At 60.7% G+C, this 25,503-nt stretch carries 22 protein-coding genes and 3 tRNA genes; 6 read left to right on the forward strand and 19 right to left on the reverse strand.

Annotated features, from left to right (window positions below; translation table 11 throughout):
- Positions 1-22: 22 nt before the first annotated feature.
- On the forward strand, positions 23-1,264 hold the full coding sequence (hisS, locus tag MTP42_RS11735; protein ID WP_154276981.1) for a histidine--tRNA ligase: 1,242 nt from the start codon (positions 23-25) through the stop codon (positions 1,262-1,264).
- A 191-nt stretch (positions 1,265-1,455) separates the two neighbouring features.
- Here hisS and MTP42_RS11740 read toward each other — a convergent pair whose 3' ends face one another.
- The 3 genes from MTP42_RS11740 to MTP42_RS11750 are packed head-to-tail and all read right to left on the reverse strand — an operon-like array spanning position 1,456 to position 5,587.
- A complete protein-coding gene (locus MTP42_RS11740; protein ID WP_117476667.1) occupies positions 1,456-2,952 on the reverse strand; it encodes a carboxypeptidase M32 in 1,497 nt (498 codons plus the stop codon).
- Between the two features lie 17 nt (positions 2,953-2,969).
- Positions 2,970-3,632, reverse strand: a complete 663-nt coding sequence (locus MTP42_RS11745; RefSeq protein ID WP_249257390.1) for a metallophosphoesterase family protein — start codon at positions 3,630-3,632, stop codon at positions 2,970-2,972.
- 29 nt (positions 3,633-3,661) lie between these two features.
- Positions 3,662-5,587, reverse strand: coding sequence for a BMP family ABC transporter substrate-binding protein (locus MTP42_RS11750; protein ID WP_249257391.1), 1,926 nt, complete (start codon positions 5,585-5,587; stop codon positions 3,662-3,664).
- Between the two features lie 190 nt (positions 5,588-5,777).
- Between MTP42_RS11750 and MTP42_RS11755 the strand changes: the two genes are divergently transcribed.
- From MTP42_RS11755 to MTP42_RS11775, 5 genes are all read left to right on the forward strand, one after another.
- Positions 5,778-6,341: a DUF1643 domain-containing protein gene (locus tag MTP42_RS11755; protein ID WP_005935043.1), complete on the forward strand. Its 564-nt coding sequence runs from the start codon at positions 5,778-5,780 to the stop codon at positions 6,339-6,341.
- 12 nt (positions 6,342-6,353) lie between these two features.
- Positions 6,354-6,890 (forward strand): phosphatase PAP2 family protein, encoded by a 537-nt coding sequence (locus MTP42_RS11760; RefSeq protein WP_156070526.1) that lies wholly within the window; start codon positions 6,354-6,356, stop codon positions 6,888-6,890.
- A 143-nt stretch (positions 6,891-7,033) separates the two neighbouring features.
- Positions 7,034-7,107 (forward strand) — tRNA-Arg (locus tag MTP42_RS11765).
- Between the two features lie 9 nt (positions 7,108-7,116).
- Positions 7,117-7,190: transfer RNA gene (locus MTP42_RS11770), tRNA-His, on the forward strand.
- 201 nt (positions 7,191-7,391) lie between these two features.
- Positions 7,392-7,478 (forward strand) — tRNA-Leu (locus tag MTP42_RS11775).
- Between the two features lie 289 nt (positions 7,479-7,767).
- On the opposite strand, the gene MTP42_RS11780 is transcribed toward MTP42_RS11775, so the two are convergent.
- From MTP42_RS11780 to MTP42_RS11855, 16 genes are all read right to left on the reverse strand, one after another.
- Positions 7,768-8,589 (reverse strand): hypothetical protein, encoded by an 822-nt coding sequence (locus MTP42_RS11780; RefSeq protein WP_249257392.1) that lies wholly within the window; start codon positions 8,587-8,589, stop codon positions 7,768-7,770.
- 885 nt (positions 8,590-9,474) lie between these two features.
- The gene (locus MTP42_RS11785; RefSeq protein ID WP_249257393.1) at positions 9,475-10,962 is read right to left on the reverse strand and encodes a bifunctional metallophosphatase/5'-nucleotidase; all 1,488 of its coding nucleotides are present in this window, start codon (positions 10,960-10,962) and stop codon (positions 9,475-9,477) included.
- 32 nt (positions 10,963-10,994) lie between these two features.
- Positions 10,995-12,059: a hypothetical protein gene (locus tag MTP42_RS11790; protein ID WP_249257394.1), complete on the reverse strand. Its 1,065-nt coding sequence runs from the start codon at positions 12,057-12,059 to the stop codon at positions 10,995-10,997.
- Positions 12,060-12,094: 35 nt separating this feature from the next.
- Positions 12,095-12,715, reverse strand: a complete 621-nt coding sequence (locus MTP42_RS11795; RefSeq protein ID WP_249257395.1) for a gamma-glutamyltranspeptidase — start codon at positions 12,713-12,715, stop codon at positions 12,095-12,097.
- A 1-nt stretch (position 12,716) separates the two neighbouring features.
- Positions 12,717-13,262: a DUF6935 domain-containing protein gene (locus MTP42_RS11800; RefSeq protein ID WP_249257396.1), complete on the reverse strand. Its 546-nt coding sequence runs from the start codon at positions 13,260-13,262 to the stop codon at positions 12,717-12,719.
- Between the two features lie 33 nt (positions 13,263-13,295).
- Positions 13,296-13,727, reverse strand: a complete 432-nt coding sequence (locus MTP42_RS11805) for a hypothetical protein (protein WP_249257397.1) — start codon at positions 13,725-13,727, stop codon at positions 13,296-13,298.
- A 13-nt stretch (positions 13,728-13,740) separates the two neighbouring features.
- Complete coding sequence (locus tag MTP42_RS11810) at positions 13,741-14,589, reverse strand: TPM domain-containing protein (RefSeq protein WP_249257398.1); 849 nt, start codon at positions 14,587-14,589, stop codon at positions 13,741-13,743.
- Positions 14,590-14,603: 14 nt separating this feature from the next.
- Entirely contained in the window at positions 14,604-15,695 is a 1,092-nt protein-coding gene (locus MTP42_RS11815; protein WP_249257399.1) for a hypothetical protein, read from the reverse strand.
- Between the two features lie 89 nt (positions 15,696-15,784).
- Positions 15,785-16,876: a twin-arginine translocation signal domain-containing protein gene (locus MTP42_RS11820; RefSeq protein ID WP_249257400.1), complete on the reverse strand. Its 1,092-nt coding sequence runs from the start codon at positions 16,874-16,876 to the stop codon at positions 15,785-15,787.
- Positions 16,877-16,896: 20 nt separating this feature from the next.
- The gene (locus MTP42_RS11825) at positions 16,897-17,763 is read right to left on the reverse strand and encodes a DUF4428 domain-containing protein (RefSeq protein WP_249257401.1); all 867 of its coding nucleotides are present in this window, start codon (positions 17,761-17,763) and stop codon (positions 16,897-16,899) included.
- Positions 17,764-17,791: 28 nt separating this feature from the next.
- A complete protein-coding gene (locus tag MTP42_RS11830) occupies positions 17,792-19,228 on the reverse strand; it encodes an SPFH domain-containing protein (RefSeq protein ID WP_097773359.1) in 1,437 nt (478 codons plus the stop codon).
- Positions 19,229-19,300: 72 nt separating this feature from the next.
- Entirely contained in the window at positions 19,301-20,857 is a 1,557-nt protein-coding gene (locus tag MTP42_RS11835; protein ID WP_097773358.1) for a hypothetical protein, read from the reverse strand.
- A gap of 37 nt (positions 20,858-20,894) precedes the next feature.
- Positions 20,895-22,451 carry a hypothetical protein gene (locus tag MTP42_RS11840; RefSeq protein WP_005935416.1) on the reverse strand — a complete coding sequence of 519 codons (1,557 nt, stop codon included), beginning with the start codon at positions 22,449-22,451 and terminating at the stop codon, positions 20,895-20,897.
- A 19-nt stretch (positions 22,452-22,470) separates the two neighbouring features.
- Entirely contained in the window at positions 22,471-24,000 is a 1,530-nt protein-coding gene (locus MTP42_RS11845; protein ID WP_035394861.1) for a hypothetical protein, read from the reverse strand.
- A gap of 16 nt (positions 24,001-24,016) precedes the next feature.
- On the reverse strand, positions 24,017-24,775 hold the full coding sequence (locus tag MTP42_RS11850; RefSeq protein WP_005935410.1) for a twin-arginine translocation signal domain-containing protein: 759 nt from the start codon (positions 24,773-24,775) through the stop codon (positions 24,017-24,019).
- A gap of 74 nt (positions 24,776-24,849) precedes the next feature.
- A complete protein-coding gene (locus tag MTP42_RS11855) occupies positions 24,850-25,431 on the reverse strand; it encodes a twin-arginine translocation signal domain-containing protein (RefSeq protein WP_249257402.1) in 582 nt (193 codons plus the stop codon).
- Between the last annotated feature and the right edge of the window lie 72 nt (positions 25,432-25,503).

Here is a 25,503-nt window from a genome sequence, read left to right on the forward strand (position 1 = left end):
TGCTGAGAAAGAGGAACCAACTATGAAATCACAGGCATTGAAGGGTATGCGCGACCTGCTGCCCGCTGAGCAGACCCTGCGCGACTACATCCAGGGCAAGATCCTGGAGACCTACCGTGCTTCCGGCTTTGAGCGCATCTCCACCCCCATGCTGGAGGATATGGAGAACCTGGACAAATCCGATGGCGGCGACAACCTGAACCTGATCTTCAAGGTGATGAAGCGTGGAGACAAGCTGACCAGCGCCCTGGGATCCGGCGACCCCAAGCAGCTCTCCGACATGGGCCTGCGCTATGATCTGACCCTGCCCCTGAGCCGTTTCTACGCTGCCAACAAGGACAAGCTCCCCCACCCCTTCAAGGTCATCCAGACCGACCGCGTGTTCCGCGCCGAGCGCCCCCAGAAGGGCCGCCTACGCGAGTTTGTCCAGTGCGACATCGACATTCTGGGCGACGAGAGCCCCAACGCAGAGGTGGAGCTGATCGATGTGACCGCCCGTGCCCTGCTGGGCATCGGCTTTACCGGCTTCACCGTGAACATCAATGACCGCCGCATCCTGCGCGGAATGCTGGAGAGCATGGGCTTTGCCGCCGACACACTGGACTCTGTCTGCATCACCTTCGACAAGATGGATAAGATCGGTGCCGAGGGCGTGAAGGCCGAGCTGACCGAGAAGCAGCTGCCCGAAACTGCCATCAACGCGCTGGCCGATTTCATTGCCGCCGGTGATGTGACACTGGAGTCCGTAGCTTCCCGCTGTGCCGACCCCGCCATTGCCGATGACCTGAAGTACGTGCTGACCACCGCAAAGGCCATGGCCAACGGCCGCTTCGATGTGGCCTACTGCCCCAGCCTGGTGCGCGGCCAGGGCTACTACACCGGCATGGTGTTTGAGATCACCTGCCCGCAGTTCAGCGGTGCAGTGGCTGGCGGCGGCCGCTACGACAACATGATCGGCAAGTTCCTGGGCACCAAGGTGCCCGCCGTGGGCTTCTCCATCGGCTTCGAGCGCGTCTGCGGCATCCTGCTGGAGCAGGGTTATCAGATCCCCGGTGCCAAGCAGAAGATTGCCCTGCTCTACAACAGCGACGTGGACTTCCCCGCCGTGCTGACCAAAGCCGCACAGCTGCGCGACACCTACAACGTCACCGTTCTGCCTCAGGCCAAGAAGCTGGGCAAGCAGCTGGGCCAGCTGGAGGCTTCCGGTTTCGCCGGTGCCGCCTTTATGGACAAGGATGAAGTAAAGATCTTCGCAAAGCAGTAATGGGCGGGCGGCGGGAAGTTTCCCAAAGCAAGTGTCCGCTGGGGTGGGACCCTGTTGCCGCAGGCAATAGGGCGGGCGATGGAATGGCCCGTTTCACTTGCGCGGGAAAGCTTCCCGCCGCCCTTTGCAACAGCATATATAAAGCCCTCTCAGCCGATTTGGCCGGGAGGGCTTTGTTTTGTGCGGGTTAATTACAGGTTGTACAGTTCCGTATACTTTTTGGTCAGGTAATCCAGATAGTAGTGTGCGTCGAAGGTGCCGCAGGCGTTTCTGACGACTTCAGCAGGCTCCAGCAGGTGGCCGTACTGGTGCACCTTTTCCCGCAGCCAGCCGGTGACAGCGGAGAGATCCCCGTGGGCCACGCCGCCGTACACATCGAATTCCTGCTCCATATTGTGGAGCATCTGGGCACCGTAGGCATTGCCCAGAGCGTAAGACGGGAAGTAGCCGAAGGAGCCGCCCGACCAGTGGCTGTCCTGCAGGCAGCCCTCGCGGTCATTGGGAACCTCCACGCCCAGATACTCCTTGTACAGCTCTGCCCACGCGGCAGGGACCTCCTTTGCCGTCAGGGTGCCCGCAATGAGCTGCTTCTCGATCTCGTACCGCACCATGACGTGCAGGCAGTAGGTCAGCTCATCGGACTCGGTGCGGATGAGGCTGGGCTCCACCTTGTTCACAGCGCGGTAGAACTGCTCCGCAGTCACATTTCCCAGCTGTGCGGGGAAGAATTCCTGCACCTTGGGATAGATGGCCCCGATAAAGGCGCGGGAACGGCCGATGAGGTTCTCGTAGAAGCGGGACTGGCTCTCGTGCACGCCCATGGACACACCGCCAGTCAGGCAGGTGTACTGCAGATCATCCCGGATGCCCAGCTCATACAGGGCATGGCCGCCCTCGTGGAGAACGGAGTACATCGAGGAGGCCACATTGTGCAGGTCGTAGTTGGTGGTGATGCGGACATCCTTGTTGTTGAACTCCAGCGTAAAGGGGTGTTCGGTCTCACCCAGGCCGCAGTGGCCCCGGTCAAGGCCCATGACCTCCATGAGATAGTCCGCAAACGCCTTCTGCTGCTCGACCGGATATTCCAGATGCAGGAAGCTGTCATCGATCTGGGGCTTCTCGCCGATGGCCCGGATGAGGGGCACCAGGCCCTTGCGCAGGGTGTCAAAGAACACGTCCAGCTGTTGGGTGTCCACGCCCCGCTCATACTCGTTCAGCAGGGCATCGTAGGGCGCTTTTTCCGCATCATAATAGCCCGCGAACTTCCGGTTATACTCCACCAGCTCCTGCAGGATGGGGCAGAAGGAGGCAAAGTCGTTTTCTTCCTTGGCCTTGTGCCAGACATCACTGGCGCGGTTGGTCAGCTCGCTGTATGCCATATACTCCTCGGCGGGGATGCGGGTGAGCTGCCGGCAGCTGCGGCGCAGCTCCTCCACCTCGCGGCGGTGGAGGGTGTCCAGCGTCTCCCGCCGGGCATAGAGCTCCTCCACCAGTGCAAGGGTCTCGGGGGCAGTCATCAGCTTCTGCAGTTCACCGGCCAGAATGCTCAGAGCCACACCCCGGCCCTCGGCCGTGTTCTTGGGGGCCACGGTCACAGCGTCCAGATACAGGCTGTTGGAGGCGCAGTTGTAGGCGTACAGCTTCTTCTGCAGGGTCTCCAGCGCCCGCAGCTTCTCATTTTGTTCCATTGGGTGTTTCTCCTTTTTCAGTTTTTGGTGGGAAATGCCGGGTCATTCCAGAAAAAGCGCTTCCGGGCCACCGGGTCCGGGTCCGGGATCTCAAACGTATAGCGCTCCGTTGCATTGATGACCGTGGTCTGGCCGTGGGTGCACACCCGGGGCAGATTGGCATTATAGCTCAGGTGGACATGTCCGTGCACGAACCACTTGGGCTGGTACTCCTCCAGCAGGTCGTTGAAGCAGGCAAAGCCCTTATGGGCCCGGTCGTTGCCATCGTTCAGGCCGGCCGCCGGGGAATGGGTCAGCAGCAGGTCGATGCCGCCCGCCCGGTGGGCCTTGAACCAGAGCCGCCGCATCCGGCGGCGCATTTCCTTCTCCGTATACTGGAAGGTCTCCTCGCAGTTGTAGCGGATGCTGCCGCCCAGCCCCATGATGCGCAGCCCTTTCCAGACATACACCTGATCGTCCACACAGATGCAGCCGCCCGGCTCGCCCTCTGTGCGGTAGCAGCCATCGTGGTTGCCGTGGACATACAAAATGGGGGCCGCTGTAAAATTTGTTATATATTCGAGGTATTTTTTTGGCAGATCCCCGCAGGAGAGGATCAGATCGACCCCGGCCAGGCGTTCCCGGGAGCAATAGTCCCACAGCGCCTTGGAGGGGGTATCGGAAATTGCAAGTATCTTCACGTCCGCAACACTCCGTTCTGTTGAGCTTTTTACAGCGTCGTCTCTTTCAGGCTGCTCAGGCCGTTGATCTCCAGCAGGCCCAGCGTTCTGACATCCAGCTGATCGTACCGGGGCAGGCTGCCCTCCACGCACTCGCCCAGCCAGTCCATTTCCATCAGTTCCTTGGGGGTGTAGGTGTCTGCGGTGGGTGCCTTGGGGATATGCCCCTGCGCAAAGATGCCCGCCGGGAAGATGGGGAACTCGTTGGCTGCAAGGTTCTTTTCCAGCAGATCGAGCAGCTGCTGCGTGCCCTTGGGCAGGGTCTCGTAGTAATCCAGCCGCTCCGCGTCACTGCGGAAGCCCCACCAGTAGTTGATGGCCTTGCCGCTGGAACCGCTGTCCCAGGTGCCCTCGAAGATGGAGCGGATGATGCCGATATAGAACACTTCCCACTTCCAGACCGGCAGCGCCACCGGCTGGATGCTGCCATCCGGCATCCGGCGGCACAGGCCGTATTCCCTGGCGCTGCCGGTGGGCTCAAAGGGGCTGCAGGCGTAGAACAGCTCGATATCCGGGCAGTCGGAGAAATCCAGCGGCTTTCCCGGCTCCTGCAGGCAGGCCCAGCGCAGCAGGATATGGCTGTTGGGCCGCACGGTGCGCAGGCCCCGGGCAAAGGCATTGACGGCCGCAGGCACACCGTAAACGGGGTTGGCCGCCACATAGCCCACCCGGTCGGTCAGATTCAGGATACCCGCCAGCATTCCCAGCAGGTAGTTGGCCTCATAGGTGCGGGGGTAATAGGTGCGCACCAGCGGATGGGGCGCGTTCAGGCAGCAGTTCAGGAACCGGGTCTTGGGGTGCTGGGCCGCCACCTTGAGGCAGGCGGGCCGCATCCGGATACTGGTGGTGAACACCACGTCCGCGTTGTCGTGGGCCACCTCTTCCATGATCTGCTCCGCGTCCACCTCGGGGGAGACATTTTCCCGGTTGGTGATGACGAGCCGGTCCGGGAATGCCTTTTTCAGGGCCTCGATCCCCTTTTCGTGGCCCCGCACCCAGGCGCTATTTTTAGCATTGTACTCGTGCAGGAACACCACCTTGAGCTGGCTGGGCTTGCTGAAGATGTTCAGCTTGTTCAGCAGCGGCTCACTGCCGGGCTTTGGCTCCAGCGAAAGCTCCACGGCGTGGGGCTCCGTCAGGATCTTGATCTCATCCCACAGCTTGGCCAGGTTTTCCCGCACCTGGCTGGGGGTGGACTGGCAGGCATCCGAATACCGGTAGACCGAGAGGTACACCAGCAGCGCGTCGCCCGGGGTCAGCTCCAGGGCAGAGCCGCCCAGCGCATAGAACTGCTGGCTGAACATGGTATACAGGGCCGAGAAGTTCAGCCGGTCGTCATCCGACCATACCTCGCTGGCGGCCTTGCAGACCAGCGTCTGCAGCTTTGCATAGCCGCCCAGCCGGGAGAACTGGACATTGTTGATCTTGCTCAGCTTATAAAAATCGAGAAACTCGTAGTAGATCTTGTTTTCCAGCGTGTCGTTCCGGGCCGGAACAAGCCGGGTGACCGTGCCCGGAATGGTGACCGCCTCGTAGTATTTGAGGACAGACACCCGCTTGTTGCCCTCCTGCACATAGAACTTGTTCAGGTATTCGTAGGCAATGATGGGGGTGTGGATGCCCTCCTCCAGATGGGCCTCGCAGAGATTCGACCACTTGATGGCAAACTCGGTGTCCTCTTCCAGCAGGGGCATAAAGTTGGCCGCAAAGGCCGTGTGCCGCCCGCTGGTCTTGGTGCCCACAATGCTCTCGGCGGGGATATCCACCAGCCCCAGCGGCTCCTGGGCAACGATGTTCACCCCGTTCAGGATCTCATCCAGCACCGCAAGGTACGGCGACTGGCCGCGCGCCACACAGGCACGGTAGGCACGCTGGCCCGCGCGCAGGGCGCTTCTATAATCTTCTATCATGGCCATAGCAGAACTCCCTTCTTCAATGGCTCCTGTTTTCCTTTCCCGGCCCGTGCCGCCGTGTTTGCGGCACAGGTCTAAGAACAGTATAACATGAAATTCGGATTTATGGGAGACTTTCTCCGGCAAAGGTGTTGATTTACAGAATTTTTTCAGGTACGATAAATAGGAAACCATATTTGTGAGGTACATTTTCATGCAGACTGAACAGCTGCCCCGCCTGGAAGCGGGGGAATACCCCGGCGGCATCTGGTACTACGAGCCCCACACCTACCTGCCCTACCGCTATGTGCTGGGCCGGGTGGGCAGGCACCCGCTGGTGTGCATCGGCATCAACCCCAGCACCGCCCAGCCCGGCGCGCTGGACCCCACCTTAAAGAGTGTGGAGCGGCTGGCCAACGCCAACGGCTTTGACAGCTGGATCATGTTCAACGTATATCCCCAGCGCGCCACCGACCCCAACGACATGGACCGGGTGCCGGACCGCGCCCTCTGCGACGAGAACCTGCGCTGGCTGCGGGCCGTTCTGGCCGAGACCGAGCCCACCATGTGGGCCGCATGGGGCACCCTGATCGAAAAGCGGGACTACCTGCCCGGCCTGATGCGGGAGATGGTGGCCCTGACAAGAGAGCGGGACATCCCGTGGGTCACCTTTGGCAAGCGGAGCAAAAAAGGCCACCCCCATCACCCGCTCTACCTGCGCAAAGATTCCACACCCGAGCCGTTTGATGTTGAAAACTATCTGGACACCTGTTTTTGAGGGAGGGATACCATGACCCCGGAACGCTACCAGACCCTGCTGCGCTGGCTGGAGGCCCGCCCCGCCCTGAAAAAGCTGGTGATCGCCCTGAACCGCTGGCTGCCTGCCGTGCCCTTTGCCTGCTACCCTTTGCTGCTGGTGCTGCTGAATGTCCGGTGGTTCCGGCTGCTCTCCGCAAACCGCGCCGCCGCTCTGGATTTTATGCAGCTCATCGCCCGGGCAGTCTTTGTGCCGGCCTTCGTCTTTCTGGGCGGCACGCTCCTGCGGGCCAGGCTGAACTTTCCCCGCCCGTATGAGCAGCCCGGCTTCACGCCGCTGGTGCCCAAGGAGACCCACGGCAAGTCCTTCCCCTCCCGCCACGCCCTGAGCGCCGCCGTGCTGGCCGCTGTGTGGTGCTACTTCTACCCCGCCGCCGGGGCCTGCATGGTGGTGGTGGCCCTGCTCATCTGCGCCCTGCGGGTGCTTGCCGGAGCGCACTATGTCCGGGATGTGGCCGCCGGTGCTCTGCTCGGCTTTGCCCTTGGGGCCGCCGGAATGTGGCTGCTGTGACCCCAAAATGCCCCCTGCGCCGGAAAATCCAAAAAAATTTGAAATTCCGCTTGACAGAAGCCTATGCGTATGGTATTATACTTCTCGCAGCGTGTGCCGAACGCACACTGCCGCCAGATAAGTACCCCATGGGATAACAACGTGCGCCCGTAGCTCAGGTGGATAGAGCAACTGCCTTCTAAGCAGTGGGCCGGGGGTTCGAGTCCCTTCGGGCGCATATTATGTGGTGCCTTTAGCGTAGTCGGTTAACGCGCCAGATTGTGGATCTGGAGACCGTGGGTTCGAGTCCCACAAGGCACCCTGCTAGGAATCAGACCGGAAGCCGAAAGGTTTCCGGTCTGATTTTTTGCTTTTTTCACCCATTTTACAACGTATTTCCGTTGTTTTTACGCTTTCTGCCGAAAAGTACAACTTTTTTCAAAATTGCGCTTGACAATTCCGGATTCCATGGTATAATAACTAACGTTCCGAGCCGAACGGCCCACGAACAAAACAGAATATGCGGATATGGCGGAATTGGCAGACGCGTTAGATTCAGGTTCTAATCGGGGCAACTCGGTGGAGGTTCAAGTCCTCTTATCCGCACCAGACAAAAAAGATCCGAACCGTTTCTCGAAAGAGAAGGGTTCGGATCTTTTGTTTTAGGCGGCGTGCTCCGCCGCACAACAAAAGCATCCGCAGCGCATGGCCGGGCTGTTTCAGCTCAGGCGCAGTGCGCTGCGGATGCTTATTTTTTAGGCCGCGCCCCCTCCCCCAAAGGGAGAGGTCACACTGCGCCCAGGTTTTGGTTTTCGCAAAACCTTATCAAAAGGCCGCTATGAGCTCCCCCTTCGGGGGAGCTGGCATTGCGAAGCAATGACTGAGAGGGTTTGTTTTGTTACCCCACCAGCTGCTGATAGGCATTCAGGGTCTTGTAGGCCGGGTCGGAGTTGTCGGGGGCAAAGCGGCCGCCCAGCTTCTGATCCATCAGGCCGTGCTCCACGCACCACTGCGCCGCCTTGGCGGTGTCCGGGTCTGCAACGTCCTTGAAGGCCGGGGCTTCGGCAGGCTCAGGACGGCCTGCGGTGTTCCACAGCAGCAGGGCGGTCTGGGCACGGTTCTCCGGCATGGCCACGCCCTCCGGCAGCAGGGCTTTCAGCTGCTGCTCGGAAACATAGCTGTACACGCCGTAACCCACCAGACCGGCCACGGCTGCGCCGCCCACCAGCAGGATGGCCGCGCCGCCGCCACCACCGCCGTCGTCACCACCGGTGGAGACACCGGCGCTCTTGGACATGGCGCGGGCAGAAACATTTTCATTGGGCATCGTAAAGGCTGCGGTCCGCTGGTACTGGCCCGTCAGGGTGTTGGAAACAGACCCATAGGGGGTGATCTCCCACCAGCCAAACTCCTCGTTCTCCGGGAACTTGGTGGTGTCTGCCGTCAGGGTCACCGTATCGCCGGGCTTCACGTTCAGCTCAGTACCCGTGATGCCGTTCACCGTGGCAACACCGTCGGTCACTGTCAGCTGGTACTTGCCCGCCTCCGGGGGAATCGTGGTGCCGCCGGTAGAGCCGCCAGTGGAACCACCACCAGTGGAGCCGCCGCCGGTGGAACCGCCACCAGTAGAGCCGCCGCCGTTCACGACAAGCGTAAAATCTGCAAAAAGTCCATTGCCACAATCATAGGTGTAGGTCACTTCGTTTGCGTCTTTGTTCACAGTAAGAGTATTGCCATTAACAGAGCCGCCAACCCATCCACTGGTCTTATTTACGTTAAACCCAGTAGGAAGGTCATTCAAGTTAAACGTGCGTTTGGTCGCATCAATGGTAATGGGGTACTTGTTTCCAGAGCACTTGAACATATCTTTATATAACTTGGCATTGTCGCTTAGCTTGACGTTATTGCTTAAATCCAAAAAAGTCAGCTGGTTGTTATCACAGTCCAGGCTCATCAATTTATCGTTATGGCTCAGATTCAAAGATCTCAGCTGGTTGTTACGACAACTCAGTAAGATCAGATTCAGATTACTGCTCACGTCCAAAGCGGTCAGTTGGTTGTTGCCACATGACAAAGATGTCAATGCATTATTACCGCTCACGATCAACTGGGTCAACTGGTTACGGTTGCATGTCAGATGTTCCAAGTCCGAATTGCTGCTCGTATCCAGCTCTGTAATTTTATTATATGAACAATCCAGTATTTTCAACTTCTTAAAGTACTCAATGCCCTTCAGGTTCTCAATATTCCTGCTCAGACCATAAATAGTATTCGGACCGAGATTCATTTCCGTGACTTTATTCAGCTCATCTTCGCTGAGGTATCCGTCTGTTTTCGTATCGTACTGTCGGATATTATCTACAAACCTTTTATCCGGAAAGTTATTGGTATCTTTGAGTTCTATACCATCCGCCGCAAAGGCGCTGAAGGGCAGGAAGGTGAACACCATGGCCAGTGTCAAAAGGGCACTGACAAGGCGCGTTCGTTTTGTGAATCGTTGTTTCATGGGGTGCTCCTTTCTGTTGTAAAAATATTTTTTCAGGGCCCCATTCGGGAGAAGCGTCAGCTTCTGCCGAAAAAAGGGTACCCTTTTTTCAAAAAGCGGTCATTGCCCGGCAGGGGGCAGAATGGTCATTCTGCCGTCCACCGCCGCATCCAGCATCTCGTGCTCCCGGAAATATTCCATCAGGATATCCTGGCAGGAGGTGGCCACGCTGCGGGGCTTCTGGAGCTTGCAGATGGTATCATAGGAGATGTTGAAAAAGCTCTCGATGTTTTTGAAGTGATAGTTCTGCAGGCCCACGGTGAACAGGGCATCGTCGCCGATCTCCTTGCCCACCTCCTTGCCGCAGTAGGTAAAGTAATCAAAGTCGCCCTTGGCGCGGTCGTAGCGCAGCCGCAGGGTGGAGGGCAGCTGGTAGAACTCGGTGTGGCCGGTGTAGGCCTCCTCCCGCAGCATGTAGTGGAGCATCTGGCGCAGCTGCTGGCCTGTCACCTTGAACATGAACACGCCGTCGTCGTAGGGGAAACCCTCGATGAGGTCGCCGTAGGTGACAATGGGCCCCAGCTTTTCGGCCCGGATGCTGCCGGAGCCGATGAGCATGACATCAATGCCAAGGCTGCGGGTGAAGATATCCGCAAACAGGTTGCCCAGCTCGGTCTCCCGGGTGCGCTGGGGGTGGGTGAGCTCCCGGCGGAAGCGCCCCACGATGTGGCTGTATTTTTCGTCCACCTGGCTGGTGAAGCGCTGCAGCACCTGCTCCATGGCAGGGTTGCGGGGGCAGGTCTCGGCGCAGATGGGCACGGTGCGCCATGTGTAGGAATCGATGCAGTTGTTGTCGGTGTCCACAATGATATCAAAGCGGCCGATCTGGTCGGTGCCGGTGCCCGCCTGTGCAATGATCACGCCGTTTTCCTCCACCTCGTGTTCCAGGTAGGTGTGGCTGTGGCCGCCGATGATCAGGTCCACCCCCCAGGCCGGGTCCAGCTGGCGGGCCAGGTGCTTGTCCTCCTCAAAGCCGATGTGGGTCAGCAGCACGGTGAAATCAATGTCGATGCTGTTGTGGGCGTTGCAGATCTTGCCCACCTCGGCGGCAGCGGCGGCGGTATCCACAAAGGAGCCCACCAGCGATTCGGATTTGGTCTGGTTGATGACATCCTGGGTGATGATGCCGATGAAGAGGATGTTCATGCCGTCCACCCGCAGGATCTTGTAGGGGGTGAACAGCCGGGTGGGGGTGTTTTTGATGTAGAGGTTGGCGTTGATGATGGGGAACCGGGCACATTTTTCGATGAACAGCAGGTGGGCGATGCCATAATCCACCTCGTGGTTGCCGATGGTGACGATGTCCGGGGCAAGGGCGTTCATGATCTCGATGGTGGAAAGGCCCTTGTACTCTGAATCGATGACCGAGCCCCGGAACATATCACCTGCAATGGCGTAGATGGTGTTGGGCTCCTCTGCCCTCACCTTTTCGATGTAGCCGGACAGCATGGAAACGCCGCCCACCAGTTTTTCGTCCACCTGCTCTGCCAGAAAATCTCCGTGCAGATCATTGGAGTGGAGGATGGTGATCTTTTTGGTGTGTTTCATGGTGCATTCCTCCCGGTGTGGGTCGGCGGCGGTCAGCCCATGGCCTCCTGCCGCGCAAAATAGACGGTGCTGACAAGGCTCATGTAGCTCTCCTCGTTCTCCAGATAGAACTTGAGGGCAAGGGTGTCCTCGTCCTCCAGCGTGACAGCGTAGCGGGAGCCGTCCTCCCCGGTAAAGGTGGCGTACCACTCCTGATTGGACTGGAAGGGCACCTCCGGGGTGCCATCGTGGTAGAACAGCTCTGCCTCCTCCACGTTCAGCTCCGGGTAGGGGGTGATGTAGCTGGCGGTCAGGGGCAGCTGGTCGCCCTCGGTCTCGGTATCCGTGGGCAGGAAGCACATGGCATCAGCATCTGCCGGGTCGGTCTCAAAATAGCCCTCGTCGGTGTCGCGGGCGAACTCCAGCCAGTTGCCCTCCAGCGACCACGGATCGGCAACGGAGATCCAGTCGTCCCCTTCCGGGTAGATGGTAAAATCGCACACGCCCTCGGCTTCCGCCACATGGCCGTTCTCGCCGGAAAGGAAGGGGCTGAATACCAGCTCTTCGCCGGTGCTGGGGTACAGTTCCACCTCGGTGTTGGGGACGATATCGCTGATGTTGCACAGCAGCAGGATGGGCTGGCCGTCCTCACTGTAATAGAGCTGTTTCCCGCGCTGGAGCGGGTTTTCGGCATCGTCTGTCAGGGTCGCCTCGTAGACGAACAGGGTGGCCTGCGCCTCCTGCGGGAAGATGCAGTACAGGTCGCACCCGCCATCCGGTGCCACGACCCAGTGATCCTGCGGGATATCGTAGACAAAGCCCCACAGCTGGCGCAGGTCGGTCTGGCTGTCCAGCACCTGCTGCACATCGGTGGTGATCTCGTAGGAGCCGCCCAGATACAGCACGCAGGCGCGGTATTCGTCCTCCCCTGCCAGAAGGCGCATATAGGTCACGTCCTCCGGCTCCTCATATTCCTGCTTTTGGGTGTTGGGGGCGATCATGTTGTCTCCGTCCAGCCTGTTTTCGGGCTTGGAGCTGGGGGTGCTGCTGCCGTTGCCGCAGCCCGCCAGACCGATGGCCAGCGCCAGCAGGGCGGCCAGAAGTTTCAGGTTTTTCATGGGTTCTCCTTTCTCATGCCCTGCCGGGGCGCGCCTCAGGAGGCAGCGCCGGGCGTTGGGTGGTTGGAAAAATCGTCTACGCCCTCCACTGGCACAGGGCTGCCGGTGGAGGCGGAAAGCTGGGGCGACCAGTCCAGCGCGCGGCCGGTGGTGCAGTAGACCACCGCCATGATGTCGGGGGTGTCCGGGGTGCCGTTGCACAGCAGCAGCACGGGTTGACCATCCCGCCCGCAATACAGCTCTCTGCCTGTCTGGTGCGGGTACTGGGGGTCCTGCTTTTCGTAGAGGAACAGGGTGTCCCGGCTGCTGACGGCGAAGAGGCAGTACAGCTCCCGCCCGCCGCCCGGCGCTGCGGCCCGGTGGTCTGCCGGGATGTCCGCAACAAACTGCCACGGCTGTTCCTGCAGGCTGTCCAGCGCAGCGTCCACATCGGCGGTGCGCTCCGGGACGCTGCCCAGATAGAGCACCACGGCAAGGCTGCCGTTCTGTTCGGCCTGCTGCCGCAGCTGCGCCACGGTCACAGCGTCCGGCCGGGAAGCGCTGTCCGAAGCTGCCGCGCCGGAGCGGATGGGGTCGCCGTCCACCGGTCCGCAGCCCGCAAGGCTCAGGGTCAGCGCCAGCAGGGCGGCAAACAGCTTCATGGTCAGGCCCTTCATCTTACGCCCACGGGTCGGCAGACGTGGGGATGCGGATACCGGTCATCAGGTACTGCTCCCACAAAAACCACTGCCCGTTGCCCTTGCGGCGCAGCTTGATGGGGCGGGGATCATCGGCACCACCGCAGGGGATGAACAGCTTGCAGTAGCCCTCCTCCACATAGGAGGTGTGGTTGCTGCCCACCAGCAGGGTGAAGGGCTGGCGGGGAGTATAGCCGTTTTCCGGCGACGCACCCACAAAGTAGGAGAAGGGGATGTAGCTCTTGCCGTCCCGGAAGCGGTCGTTCAAAAAGGAGATGTCCTGCCCGTTCAGCGGGCGGGGGCCGCGCAGCCAGTTGAGCATCTCCTGCCCGATGGCCTTGTCGGCACCGTAGGCGCACAGCGCGCAGACGGTGAGTGCTGCGGCCTTGAAGGGGGTGTCCAGGCTGGCCTCCGGCAGCTCCTGCATCTGGGCAAGGCTTTCCGGCAGAGCCTGAAAGGTAAAGGTGACGGTCTGGTTTCCACCGGCGGTGGCAGCGGCCTGTTTCATCTTATCAAAAAGTCCCATGAGAATACTCCTTTCTGTTTCAGCTGTAAGGGTTCAGCCCCGGCTCAGGTCATGGCGGGGCACGGTCCGTTTGTGGACCATCTTCTGGCTCAGGTCCAGACTGAGGTTTACAAAATAACCGTTTTCAAAGTACCACGCAAGGTCTTTGGGGTCCATGCCAACGCTGTTGCACAGCCACCGCAGGGGCACCTCTGCCCCGGAGTAGCTCTCCACCTGCCGGGCGATGGTCCTTGCGTGGTAGCGGCGGGCCTCCCCGCGGGCAAACAGTGCCAGGGGCACAGCACCCACCACGATCCAGAATACATAGCCCCCAACGTGGGAGGTGTCCTTTGCCTGCAGGCTCAGGCCGAGGGTATACAACCCGCCAAAGGAGCAGAACACGCAGAAGGCAAGCCCAGCGTTCCGCAGCCATTTGAGGAAACGGGGGATCTCGCCGCGGGCTTTTTCCGTGAGATAAGGGTTCATAAACATACTCCTTTCAGAACGAGCCGCCTCCACCGCCGTGGGTGGTGCCGCTGGAAGAGGTGTGGGTGGAGCTGCCGCCGGAATCGCTGGAGCTGGACTCCTTCGGCCGCTCGGTGCGGTGCACGTCACGGTACAGGAACAGCTCCCGGCTGTTGGTCAGGTTCATGCTGCCCTCCCGCACATAGCTGGCGGCGTTCTCCTGGAACGCCACGCTGCGCAGCTGGCTTTTCATCACGCTGACGATGACCCACGCCAGCACAAGGCCGATGCCCACCGCAAGGACCAGGTACATGGGGGAAAGCGGGTCCCGGGGCAGGGTCTTTACATCATAGGGGCGGCCCGCCCGGGCAGCGTCGATGTAGGTATCCGACCACTGAACAAAGGTGCGGAAGGCGGCGGCGTAGTCCCCCTCCGCCATAAAGGGCTTCATCTGTTCGCCAAGGTACTGGATGCCGGCATCCGTAAAGGCGGTGATGCCGTAGCCGCAGGTGGAGATGTGCCATTTGCGGTCGCCCACGCTCACCAGCAGCAGCACGCCGTCCATATCGGGGCCGTAGCCGAACTGGCAGTAATCATAGAGGTCATCGGCATAGGCCTCCATGCTGTCGTAACCCACGCTTTCCAGCGACTCGACGGTGGCAATGGTCACATCGAAGCTCTGGCGGAGGCTCAGCTCTTCCAGTGCATCCTCCAGCTCGTTGTCCTCGTCCTCGGTCAGCACCTCAGCGTCGTCGAACATGCGGTAGTACAGGTCGGCAAAGCCGCCCTCCACCGCAAACGCCGGAACGGTCAGGATCACCGCAAGCACCAGTGCTGCCAGCGCCGCAAAGAGGGAGCGCAGGCGTTTGGAAGTCTTTTTCATCGTTCGTCCCTCCTTTACAGGATCCGTGCCAGCCACAGCAGCCACATCACGCCGTAGGATGCGGCGGAAAGGGCAGCCGTAAGGCCCAGCATCCACTTGCGGGCAGCGCCCTTGTCCACGGGCAGGTCGCCCACGAATCTGCCGGTCTGTCCATTCATGGCAAACAGATAGTTTTCACCCCGCCAGCTGGTGCTCAGCAGCCAGACCGGGAACAGGGCGTACTTTGCCTTGCCGCCGTGGAGCTGGATGCTGCTGCTTTCCACCTTGACCGAATCGTAGCCGGTAACGGTCTGCTGGAACGTTTCCTCGGTGGAGCGGCGGATGCGCTTGTTGGCCCGCTCGATGCTGTCCTCGGCGGTCACATCATATTTGTCCGCCACATAGCCCGCCAGATAGGCGGTCTGGAAGGGAATGGCATCCTGCATGGCAAAGGGCTCGATGGATTCCATCAGGTCATCCTCGATCTTGGAGGAGCCGTCCACGGGCACCGCGTCAAAGCCCAGGGTGCCGTCCCGCCGGACGGAGTAGTAGTTGGTCTCGGTATAGTCGTACTTGCTGTCCGACCAGCAGCGGGTCCGGGTGGCGGTGAACCGCAGCTGAGCGTCGGCGTCGCTGTCGAAGAGCCAGAAAGGTACATACACGCCCTTGATCTCGTCGATGTGGTTCTGGCTGCGGAACACCCGGGGCAGCAGGGCCTTGCCCTTGAGATGTTCCTGCAGCTTTGCCTTGGCGGCCTTTTTGTCCAGCTTGAAGGGGATGATGAGGTCGGGCCGCAGCGCCCCGGCAAACTGTCCGGTGAGGACGATGGGATTGCCACAGAAGGGGCAGGCCGAAGCCGCCATGGTGTCGTCGCCCACGATCTCGCCGCCGCAGCTCTTGCAGCTGTAAGTATGCAGACCGGCAGTCTCTCCTTCTGCCCAGCTGCCGCCAGGGGTGGCCCACTCCATCTCGCTGGGCTTTTCGTCCTTCAGTTCCTCATCATAGCCCTTGAGGGTATCCACGTCGAACTCGGTGTCGCAGTAGGGGCATTTCATCTTCTGGGTGGCACTGTCAAATTTGATGGCACCATCGCAGCAGGGGCACTTGTATTCCAGCATTCCTGCCATAGCGTTTCCTCCTGTTGTTCCAAAGGGGGCCGGGGGCTCTTCCCCGGCCCCGCTGTTTTTGCGTTGGTCTTCCCGCCGAAGCGATCGGCTCAGAAATCCGTAGTGATGCGGAACACCACCGGTTCGTCCGGCTCGGTGGCTTTGCCGTGGTGGCCCACTGCCAGGAAAGCGTTTTCTTCCAGCGGCAGGAAAACATCAAAGGTGCAGAAGTCGCCGCACAGCTGGCACAGGGTCTCGCGCTCACCCACGGGAAGGGACTTTTCCAAGAAGGTACCGTCCGGCCCGTACAGCTCCCATACATAGCCCGTGTCCAGCAGATAGCCGTTGGGGCGCTTCATCATCACGGCGTCAAAATTGCCCACCGGCTGCGTGCTGCGGGCCAGCTCATTGCCGTCCAGATCAAAGGCGGCAAGGTAGTAATCGCCGCTGGAATCCAGCTCGCCCACCGTCAGCAGCTCGTCCCCGCTGAGGTTCAGGGAGGGCATGCTGCAGAAGGGGCCGATCTCGTTATCGCCCTCCAGCGTCAGCTCGGTGTACTCGCCGTCCTGCACCAGCACCGGTGCGGAGTCGGTCCAGTAGATCACGGTCAGGTCCCGGTCCTTGGAGGAATAGCAGCTGCCCATGTAGTCCAGCGCGTCGCTGGGCTCCTCCGGGTCACTGCCGTTCAGATCGTAGCAGTAGACATCAAAGGGATCCATGGCGTACAGGATGCCATTGCGGTCGATGCTGAGGGCGTTGCTTCCGTCAATGTTGTACTCTGCCACCGGGGTCATCCGGTCGTCCTTGATGGCATACTCGAAGATTTTAGCAGACTGCTCTTCATCGTCCTCGTTGTAGAAACTGAAGAAGTAATTGCCCCGGTAGGTATCCGCGTGGATCACATGATAGGCACCGCCTACCTCGCGGCGGACGTCAAAGGGGATGTACTGCGCCTTGAAGGTGTATTCGCCGATGGTCAGCTCCCCGGTCTGGAACTGGGTCACAGGGGTCCCTGCAGGGGTGGCTTTGTCCTCTGCTGATTCCGGCGGTGCCGAAGCGGACGGGGCACTGCTGCTGGAAGCCGGTGCACTGGAAACGCTGGATGCGCTGGCAGCACCGGAGCCGCCGCAGGCAGTCAGCCCAAGGGCGGCGGTGGCAAGGCCCATGGCCTTGAGGAAATCTCTGCGCTGGATCTTTCTCATATTTGTTCCTCCTCGTTTGTTCACTGCACCTTTGCAAAGGCTTCGTCGGCCCGGCGGCTGTAAAGCGCCATGCCGCCGGTCTGGGCATCGTTGGCCAGATTGATGTTCTCCACGAACCGGGCCTTTTCCTGCTCAGAGAGCTGCCCGCCCTTCATGGCGGCAGATGCCACGGCACCCATGGCACCGATCATGCCCATCTGGCCCTTCAGCTCCCGTTCCTCGGCCTTGGACATCCGGCGGCCGAACATGCTGGTCTCATTATCGTGGACCCCGAAGATGTGGTCCAGATGCTGCCGTGCGATGTGGGCATAGCCGATCTCCCGCCGGTCCCGCTTGCTGAAGCAGATCACCAGCTCCTGCTTGATGTAGGGGTGGGGATGCATGCCCCGCTGGGTCTGGGCCTCGGTGATGCTGCGGGGCTGCACCAGCTTCAGCTTCAGGCCGCCGCCGTTGAGGGTGGGTTCCTTGCCCGGCTCCTTGGCGGGGGTTTCGTCCAGATACTCCTCATAGCTGGCAATCTGGTCGTAGCGGATCAGCTCCGGCATCTTGCCCCGGCCGCCGGTACGGTCGTCGATGTACAGCATTCCAAGCTCATCGCAGAACACCAGCCCCATTTGCGTCGGGGTGGAGGGGTATGCGTTGACCCGGAACTCGGTCTTGTCGAACACCTCGTCGAATACCCGCTTCATCCGGGCCATGTACTCCATGTGCTCCTTTGCTTCGTCCAGCGTCAGCTCACTGAGCCGGATATATTTGGAGCACTTGTTGCCGCAGTCGTCGCAGAGGAACTGTCCGTCCCGCAGCTTGGAGCGGTGCAGGGTGCCGCACTCCTTGCCGCAGACGGCACAGTTCTGTTTTGCGAACAGGTTGGAAAAGAATCCCATCATGGTATGCTCCTTTCATTGCTCTGTATTGTCAGGTCCGGTCGCTGTCGTCAAAGGGGTCGCCGCACTCCGGGCAGAACTTGGGCGGGTGAGCGGGGTCTGCCGGCTCCCAGCCGCATTTGTCGCACTTATACTTGGGCGTACCGGCGGGCTTTGGTTTGCCGCACTCGGAGCAGAAGCGGCCCTTGTTCACTGCGCCGCAGCTGCAAGTCCAGCCTTCTGCTGCCGCCGGGCGGGGCTTGCCACACTCCGGGCAGAACTTACCCGTAACGGTAGCACCGCAGCTGCAGGTCCAGCTGTCCGCAGCGGGCTTCGGCTCCGGCTTTTTGCTGCCGCATTCCGGGCAGAATTTGCCGGTAACGGTAGCGCCGCAGCTGCACTGCCAGCTGTCCGCCGGGGCGGGTGCGGGACGGCTGACCTGCTGGGGCGCGTCCACGCTGTCCGGATGGGCCTGCTGGCCCATGGCGAACAGGTTCTGGGCGCTCATGCCGCCCATGCCGCCTGCACCGGCCGCCATGCCCATGCCCATAAAGCCGGTCATGGCACCGGCGGTGTTGCCGGCGGCGGTCTTCATGGCATCGATCTGGCCGCCCACCAGACGGGCGGCAGCGGTGGTGGGGTCGGTGGTCATGGCGTTTTCTTCCCACTCTGTGATCTTCTTCTGCTGCTCCTCCGGGATGGACAGGGAGTTGATGTTGAAGGAGAACACCTCAATGCCCCGCTTTTTGCGCCAGACATTCGACAGTTGCTCGTTGAGCGCCTCGGAGATCTCCAGCGTGTGGGCAGGGATCTCGTAATACTGCACCTTGTTGGCCGAAAGGGTGGCAAGGGCAGGCTGCAGGGCGTTCATCAGCTCGCTCTTCAGCCGGGGTGCGATCTCCGATGCGTCATACTGGGTGGAGACGTTGCTGCACACGTTGGTGTAGAACAGCAGCGGGTCGCAGATGCGGCAGGTGAAGCTGCCGTTGCACCGCAGGTTCACCGAGAGCTTGTAGCCCCGCTCCTCGCTGACCACCACCCGGAAGGGAATGGGGGTGGCGGTGCCGTACAGGATCTCGCCCAGTTCCTTGGTGTTGATGTAGTACACCCGCTGGTCCTTGCCCGTGTCGCCGCCGTAGGTAAAGCGCTTGGCCACGGTCTGGAATGTCTGCGCCAGACTGTCGCCGAAGTTTCCGGTGAAGACGCTGGGCTCGGTGGACGAATCGAAAGTGAACTCGCCCGGCTCCGCGCACACCTCCACCACGCGGCCCTGCTCCACGATGAGCATACACTGGCCGTCTGCCACGGCGATGCCGCTGCCACTGGTGATGATGTTGTCCTCGCCATTGTTGGAGCTGCGGCGGGAAGTGCGCTTCTGGCCCTTGACCATCAGCACATCCTTATCCAGAGCGTCGCAGTAGAAAAATTCCTTCCACTGGTCTGCAAGAGTTCCGCCCAGTGCACCCATACCTGCTTTGATAAGACCCATAGTAATTTCCTCCTGTATGTTTTATTTGTGTAAACGATAACTTTTTTGTTATCGCACGGTTTCCGGTTTCGGTCACGGTACAAGGGTTAGATCCGGGGAGTCGTTTTTCCAGTAAATGGGACGCGTGTCCCGGTCAAACAGCACTTCTCCGGCGCGGTATTTCAGGCTGCAACCGCTGGGGCTGCCGTCATCGTTCAGCAAAATGGCCCAGAACTCGCAGGGCCTGCCGTTCTGGTCGGTCAGCGTGAAGTACAGCTCGGTACCGTCCTCGGTGCGGCCCTGTGTTCCCTCGGCGGTGCCGGTCAGGGTGCCGTTCCACCCGTCCCATTCCACGCTCATGCAGCAGCTGCCGTCCGGCAGGAAGGTCATCCAGCGGATGCCCTTTGCGGCCTCGTCTCCGGCGCGGTAAGTGCCCCACAGCCTGCGGGGGATGGCGGTGTAGCCGATGTCGTCCCACGCCTCGGTGCGCTGAAAAACGTACCAGACCTCACTGCCCTTTTTGGGGCCGGTGGACTGCATCCGCAGCGAGCGGTCCTCCATCATGGAGATGGTCCAGCGGCTTCTGCCGTCCTCGCTGAGGCATGTCAGGTTCCAGCCCTGACTTTTTTCCCCGTCCCAGCCGGTCACAGCGCCGGCATTCAGCTCTCCGGTGCGGGTCTCGGCAGCGGACTGGATCTGCGGGCTGACGTATGTTTCCCGGATGAAGGAGACGGTCACCGTGCCGGTGATCTCGGCCTTTTCCAGCCGCAAGGTAAAGCTTTCGTTGCGGTCGGCGGGGACACAGCTTTCACCCTGCGTCACCGCCGTGACTGCCATCCACTCGGCCAGCACCTGCCACTCCCAGTCCGGTGGCAGCGGCTGTGCGTCCAGCGGGATGGTCGGGGCATCGGTCACGTACTCCTCCCCGGAGGCGCTGAACCGGCGGATGAGAAAGGTAACGTTCCCCGCTTCGTCAAACGAAACCGGCAGCTCGTCCAGCGAAGTCCACCATGCGGTGTTTCCCTCTTTCAGGCTGCCGGGGGGCAGCATTCCTCTCTCGATGGCGGCTTGACGGTCCAGCTCATCCCGGCGCTTCACGTCGCGGTAAAGCGCCTCTTCCAGCGCAGCGGGGTCTGCCCCCATGCGCTGCAGCATCTGGGTGACGGTCAGCTGTTTTCCGCTGTCAAAGTCAAAGCACCAGCCCCAATGGAAGGGTGCATCCGTACCGCCATAGCAGCTGCTGACCACAAGGCTGACGCAGTCGCCGTACCAGCTGGCGTTCCAGTTCATCTCAATGCAGATGTCCCACGAATCTGGGTCGGCTGCCGCCGGGCAGTCTGCGTACTCCTGCACATCGTATTCGTAGAGCTGGGCGATCTCAGCGTTGATGCGGGCAGCATCGGCGCTGTCGCTTTCCAGCCGGGGCAGATGGATGTTCAACCGGACCTTGCCGCCGTTTTCCGCCTGCACCACCTTTTCAAGGGTGTACTGCTCGGTGATCATCACGGTGGCGTGCATGGAATCCGGCGGGGTCGATTTCAGCTCCCGGCTGCCAGCCGGGCGGGCAGAGGCTGCGGTCTTTGCCCCGCAGCCCGCCAGCAGCGCTGCCAGCAAAACTGCCGGTATCCAGCGGAATGCTTTGTGTTTCATGGTGGTTCTCCTGTGTTCTCAGCGGCTCCCGCCGGGGTCAGGGATCCGGGCAGCGGATCAGCTGCAGCTGGGTCTCGCCCTCGGCAAAGGGGTTTTGCCCGGCGATCATGGTAAGGTTCAGGGTCTCGTTGTACAGGTCGTACTTCACCGCCGCCACAAAGGTGATGCCCGGCATCCCGTCTGCCGTCTCGCTGGTAGAGACGCCCAGCACCATGCCCTCCGGCACCACGCCCAGATAGTCGGCGTAGCCCTGATAGAAAACGTTGTTGTCCTGCACGCCCATCTGGACGGAACCGTTGCTTTCCACGTCCATCCAGTCAAACTGGTTGTCAGACATGTCGTTGAAGGCACCGACGGCCTCCGAGGGGATCTCCTGCATGTTCCACTCTGCTGTCAGGGGAGCCAGCTCCAGCACAGAGCCATCCTCCTGATGCAGAATTACCTCTTTGCCGCTGCGTTCCAGCGCCACGCCGTTGTTTGCAATGTAGATGGGGTCCTGGCAGACCAGAGCGCTGCCGAACATAAGGCAGTGCAGCACATCCACATACTCCACCACGCCGTCCCTGGTCAGCAGATAGACCACCGGGTGGAAGGACGCGCCCAGTTCTCCGATGCACACATCCACATACTCATTATAGATGCCAAGGATGGGGTAGGTGCGGTCCTGTTCCAGCCGGATGCCGTAATCCGCGTCCCATGCGGCGGTCTCCGGCGTGCGGCGGAGGGTGACGGTGCCCTGGGTTCCTTCCAGCTGCACCGAAGCGCTGCCGTAAGTATCGGTCAGCACCGGGGTGTCGGCGGGGGTCAGCGGGATCTCCACATCCAGCTGCCGCCAGCCCCACCCGGCGGGGGAGCTGCACCCGCCCCGGAGCACCAGCCGGTCCTGCTCCGGCAGCAGCAGGCACAGGTCATCCAGCTGGTTGTTTTCCAGCGTGTTCATCCGCATGCTTGCCAGATTGCCGCCGCTGCGCAGGCCCTCGTAGTAGCCGCCCTGCGCCATATTCCGGTCAAAGGTCTGCATGGCCTCGCGCAGCATCTGCTGCTGCACGGCATCCGGGTCCAGCCCCATGCGCTGAAGCATTTCAGCCACGGAGACCTGCTTTCCGGTGGCAAAATCGAAGCACCAGCCCCGGGAATACCCCGGATCGGTACCGCCGTCGTAGCGGAACATCACAAGGCTGACGCAGTCGCCGTACCAGTAGGCATCCCAGTTGATATAAGTATCATAAGTATCCGGGCTCCCCTCGTCCTGCTGGGGCTCGATCTCCGGGCTGTCCTCGTACTCTCGGAATTCTGCCGCATACATGGCGGCAAGCTCATAGTTGATATAAGCGGCGTCCGGGCTGTAGCACACAAGCTGCGGCACATGGATGTTCAACTTCTGTGCGCTGCCCCACTCGTACAGCTGGATGGTCTTTTCCAGCGTGAACTGCTCGGTGATGCGGTCTTTTTGTGCTGTCTGCACCGCCGTGTCTGCGGTGCTCTGGGGGACAGTGCCGGAGCCTGTGGGGGCAGCGGGAGCCGCTGCGCTGCCGCACCCCGCCAGCACCACCGCCGCCGCCAGCACCGCAGCGGCAAGGCGTTTGTGTTTCATGGTGGTTCTCCTTGTTTTCTCAACCGTAGCTGCGGTTCATCTGCAGCTGGGTCTCGCCCTCGGCAAAGGGGTTTTGCCCGGCGATCATGGTCATGGTCAGGTTCTCGTTGTACAGGTCCATCTTGAACGCCGCCACAAAGTTGAGCCCCGCATCCGTAGAGATGCCCAGCACCACGCCCTCGGGCACAACGCCCAGATATGCGGCATCGCCCTGATCCATGCGGCTGTTGTCCTGCATGCCCATCTGGACGCTGCCGTCACTGGTCAGGTCCATCCAGCTCCAGCCGGTTTCGTCGGTATAGTTGTAGGAGCCGATGACGGAATAGGGGATCTCCTGCGCGCTCCACTCTGCCGACAGGGGAGCCAGCTCCAGCACAGAGCCATCCGCCCGGCGCAGGTTCACCTCGCTGCCGCAGAGTTCCAGCGCCACACCGTTGTTGGCAAAGTAGATGGGGTCCTGGCAGATCATGGCATCCCCGAACAGGAGGCAGCGCAGCACGTCCACATACTCCACCACGCCGTCTTTGGTCAGCAGATAGACCACCGGGCGGAAGAAGCCGTCCTCCTGCTCCCCGATGCACACGTCCACATATTCATTGTAAGCGCCAAGGATGGGGTAGGTGCGCGTCTGTTCCACCCGGATGCCAATGTCGCCCCATTGGTCGGTCTTTGGCGCGGGGCTCAGGGTGATGGCGGCCTGCGTTCCCTCCAGCTGCACCTGCACACCATCGTAGGTATCGGTCAGCACCGGGGGATCGGCGGGGGCGGCGGAGGTCAGCGGGATCTCCATATCCAGCTGCTGCCAGCCTTCTTCACAGCTGTACTTTCCACGGAGCACCAGCTGATCCTGCTGTGGCAAAAGCAGGCACAGGTTTTCCAGTTCATTGTATTCCAGCGTGTCCATTCGCATTTGCGAAAGCTCTCCGCCGAGACGCAGGCCCTCGTAATACGCGCCCTGCGCCATCTCCCGGTCAAAGGCCTGCATGGCCTGCCGCTGCACCTGCTCCTGCACGGTGTCCGGGTCCAGACCCATGCGCTGCAGCATCTCGGCCACGGTGATCTGCTGGCCGGTGGCAAAATCGAAGCACCAGCCGCTGTAACGCCACGGGGCGGTGCCGCCGTAGCGGCTGCGCACCACCAGGCTGACGCAGTCGCCGTACCAGTAGGCATCCCAGCCCACACCGATCTGCGGGTACTCGCCGCCCGGCTGCCCGGCCTCCTCGTAGGCCTCATATTCCCGGAAATCCGCCGCATAGATGGCGGCAAGATCCTTGTTCAGGCTTACGGCATCCGGGCTGTCGCATTCCAGCTGCGGCACATGGACGGAAATGTACTGCACCTCTTCCTCTCCCCACACGCCCGAAACGTTCTTTTCCAGCGCGAACTGATCGGTGATGCGCTCCTTCTGGGCTGTCTGCACTGCCGTGCTTGCGGTGCTTTTGGCAGCTGCACCGGAGTTTGCGGGGGCAGCGGGGGCCGCTGCGCCGCCGCAGCCGGTCAGCCAGAGAGCCGCCGCCAGAACCACAGCAGCAAAACGTTTGTGTTTCATGGCTGTCTCCTTTTCGTCATTCATCGTTGGTGGGGTTTTCTGGCGTACGCATGATATAGGCCGCCCAGTAGGTCTTGCCCTGAACATCCGCCACGGTGATGCCGATGTCGAACACGTCCACTTCCTGAGAGTCCATGGGGCCCGGGGCATAATTGAATTTTCCTTCCAGCTCATCCATCAGGGCCTTGAACTGGGCCTGATTGGCCGGGTAGGGCCGGTCCAGATAGTAGCGTTTCTCTCTGTAATGGTCCAGCTGGATGCCATAGCAGTTGTGGTGGATGCTCCGGATGAAGCCGGTGGAGCCTCTGCCCCATCCATAACCGCCCTCATCAAAGCCAGCCCACATTCCATCCACATAATCGCCGTTCATCCGGGCTTCCAGCCCTTCCTCTGCGGAGAAGGAAGGAGTGTCGTAGTCCACAAACATCTGCATTTCGGACTGAATGGAGTGTTCCAGACCCGCATTGTACTGCAGTTTGAAGTACTGCACCTTCCGCCGGGTCAGCTCGGCATTGATGATCTCAAAGATCTTTCTGCCGTCCCGGATCACCGGAATAGGGGGCGAATCGGGAGCCTCCGGAAGCGGAGGGCCAAGGGTGGTGATCTCCCCACTGTAAAAGGGGTCGTAGGCAGAGGGGGGGAGGGAGCTGCCGGAGTCCGGGATGTCCGACGCACCGGAACCGCCAAAGCCCTCGTCCTCACAGGCGCTCAGGGCCAGCATCACCGCCGATGCGCCGGAGAGCTTGAGGAACGTCCGTCGGTCGTATCGTTTCATGGGGGTGCTCCTTTCTATAAAGCCCCGGACACAGGGGGAGTGTGCCCGGGGCAAAAGGGGGAAGTCTGGTTATCTTATGCTGTTTTATTCCAGAACACGGTAGCGATCATGTAGGTCTTGCCCTGAACCACCGGGCAGTAGATGCTGATGAACTCTGCCTCCCGGCTGAGACTATACTTCATGATCTTATCCACAAATTTCTGAATCACCGCATCCTCGCAGGAATACTCAAACGTCAAGGATATCTCCATATTTCCGTCCTCGCCAGTCGGTTCGGAAATTCCAGCAGCACCTCCCAGATCATACTTTTTCTCCAGTGAGATTTTCCACTCATTAACATCATACATAGCCTTCCAGTCATCCGCTGTCAGCGTATGCACCGGTTCTTTTGCGTTCTCGAAGATTCCTCCCTGGATTTTTATGGCTCCCTGCGCATCCTGATTGAGGGTCAGCTGCTCATGGGTAACCTGACTTGCATCAAACTTTTTCTTCCAGACCTTGTTGATGGCTGCCACCAGCTCAGCTTCCTTGCTGGTAGGTGCTGCGGGTGCGGGAGGTACGGCAGGGACATCGTCAGCGCCGCAGGCGGCCAGTGCCATCATTGCAAGGGCTGCGCCGGTAAGGGTGAGGAATGCGCGTCTGTTCAGTTCTTTCATGGGGTGCTCCTTTCTGTTGGTCCCCCCTGTTTTTCCGGGGGGCTTTGTGGGGCGTGGGGTTCTCGGTACTTG

The organism is Faecalibacterium sp. I2-3-92 (genome assembly GCF_023347315.1).
GTDB classification, from domain to species: Bacteria; Bacillota; Clostridia; order Oscillospirales; family Ruminococcaceae; genus Faecalibacterium; species Faecalibacterium duncaniae.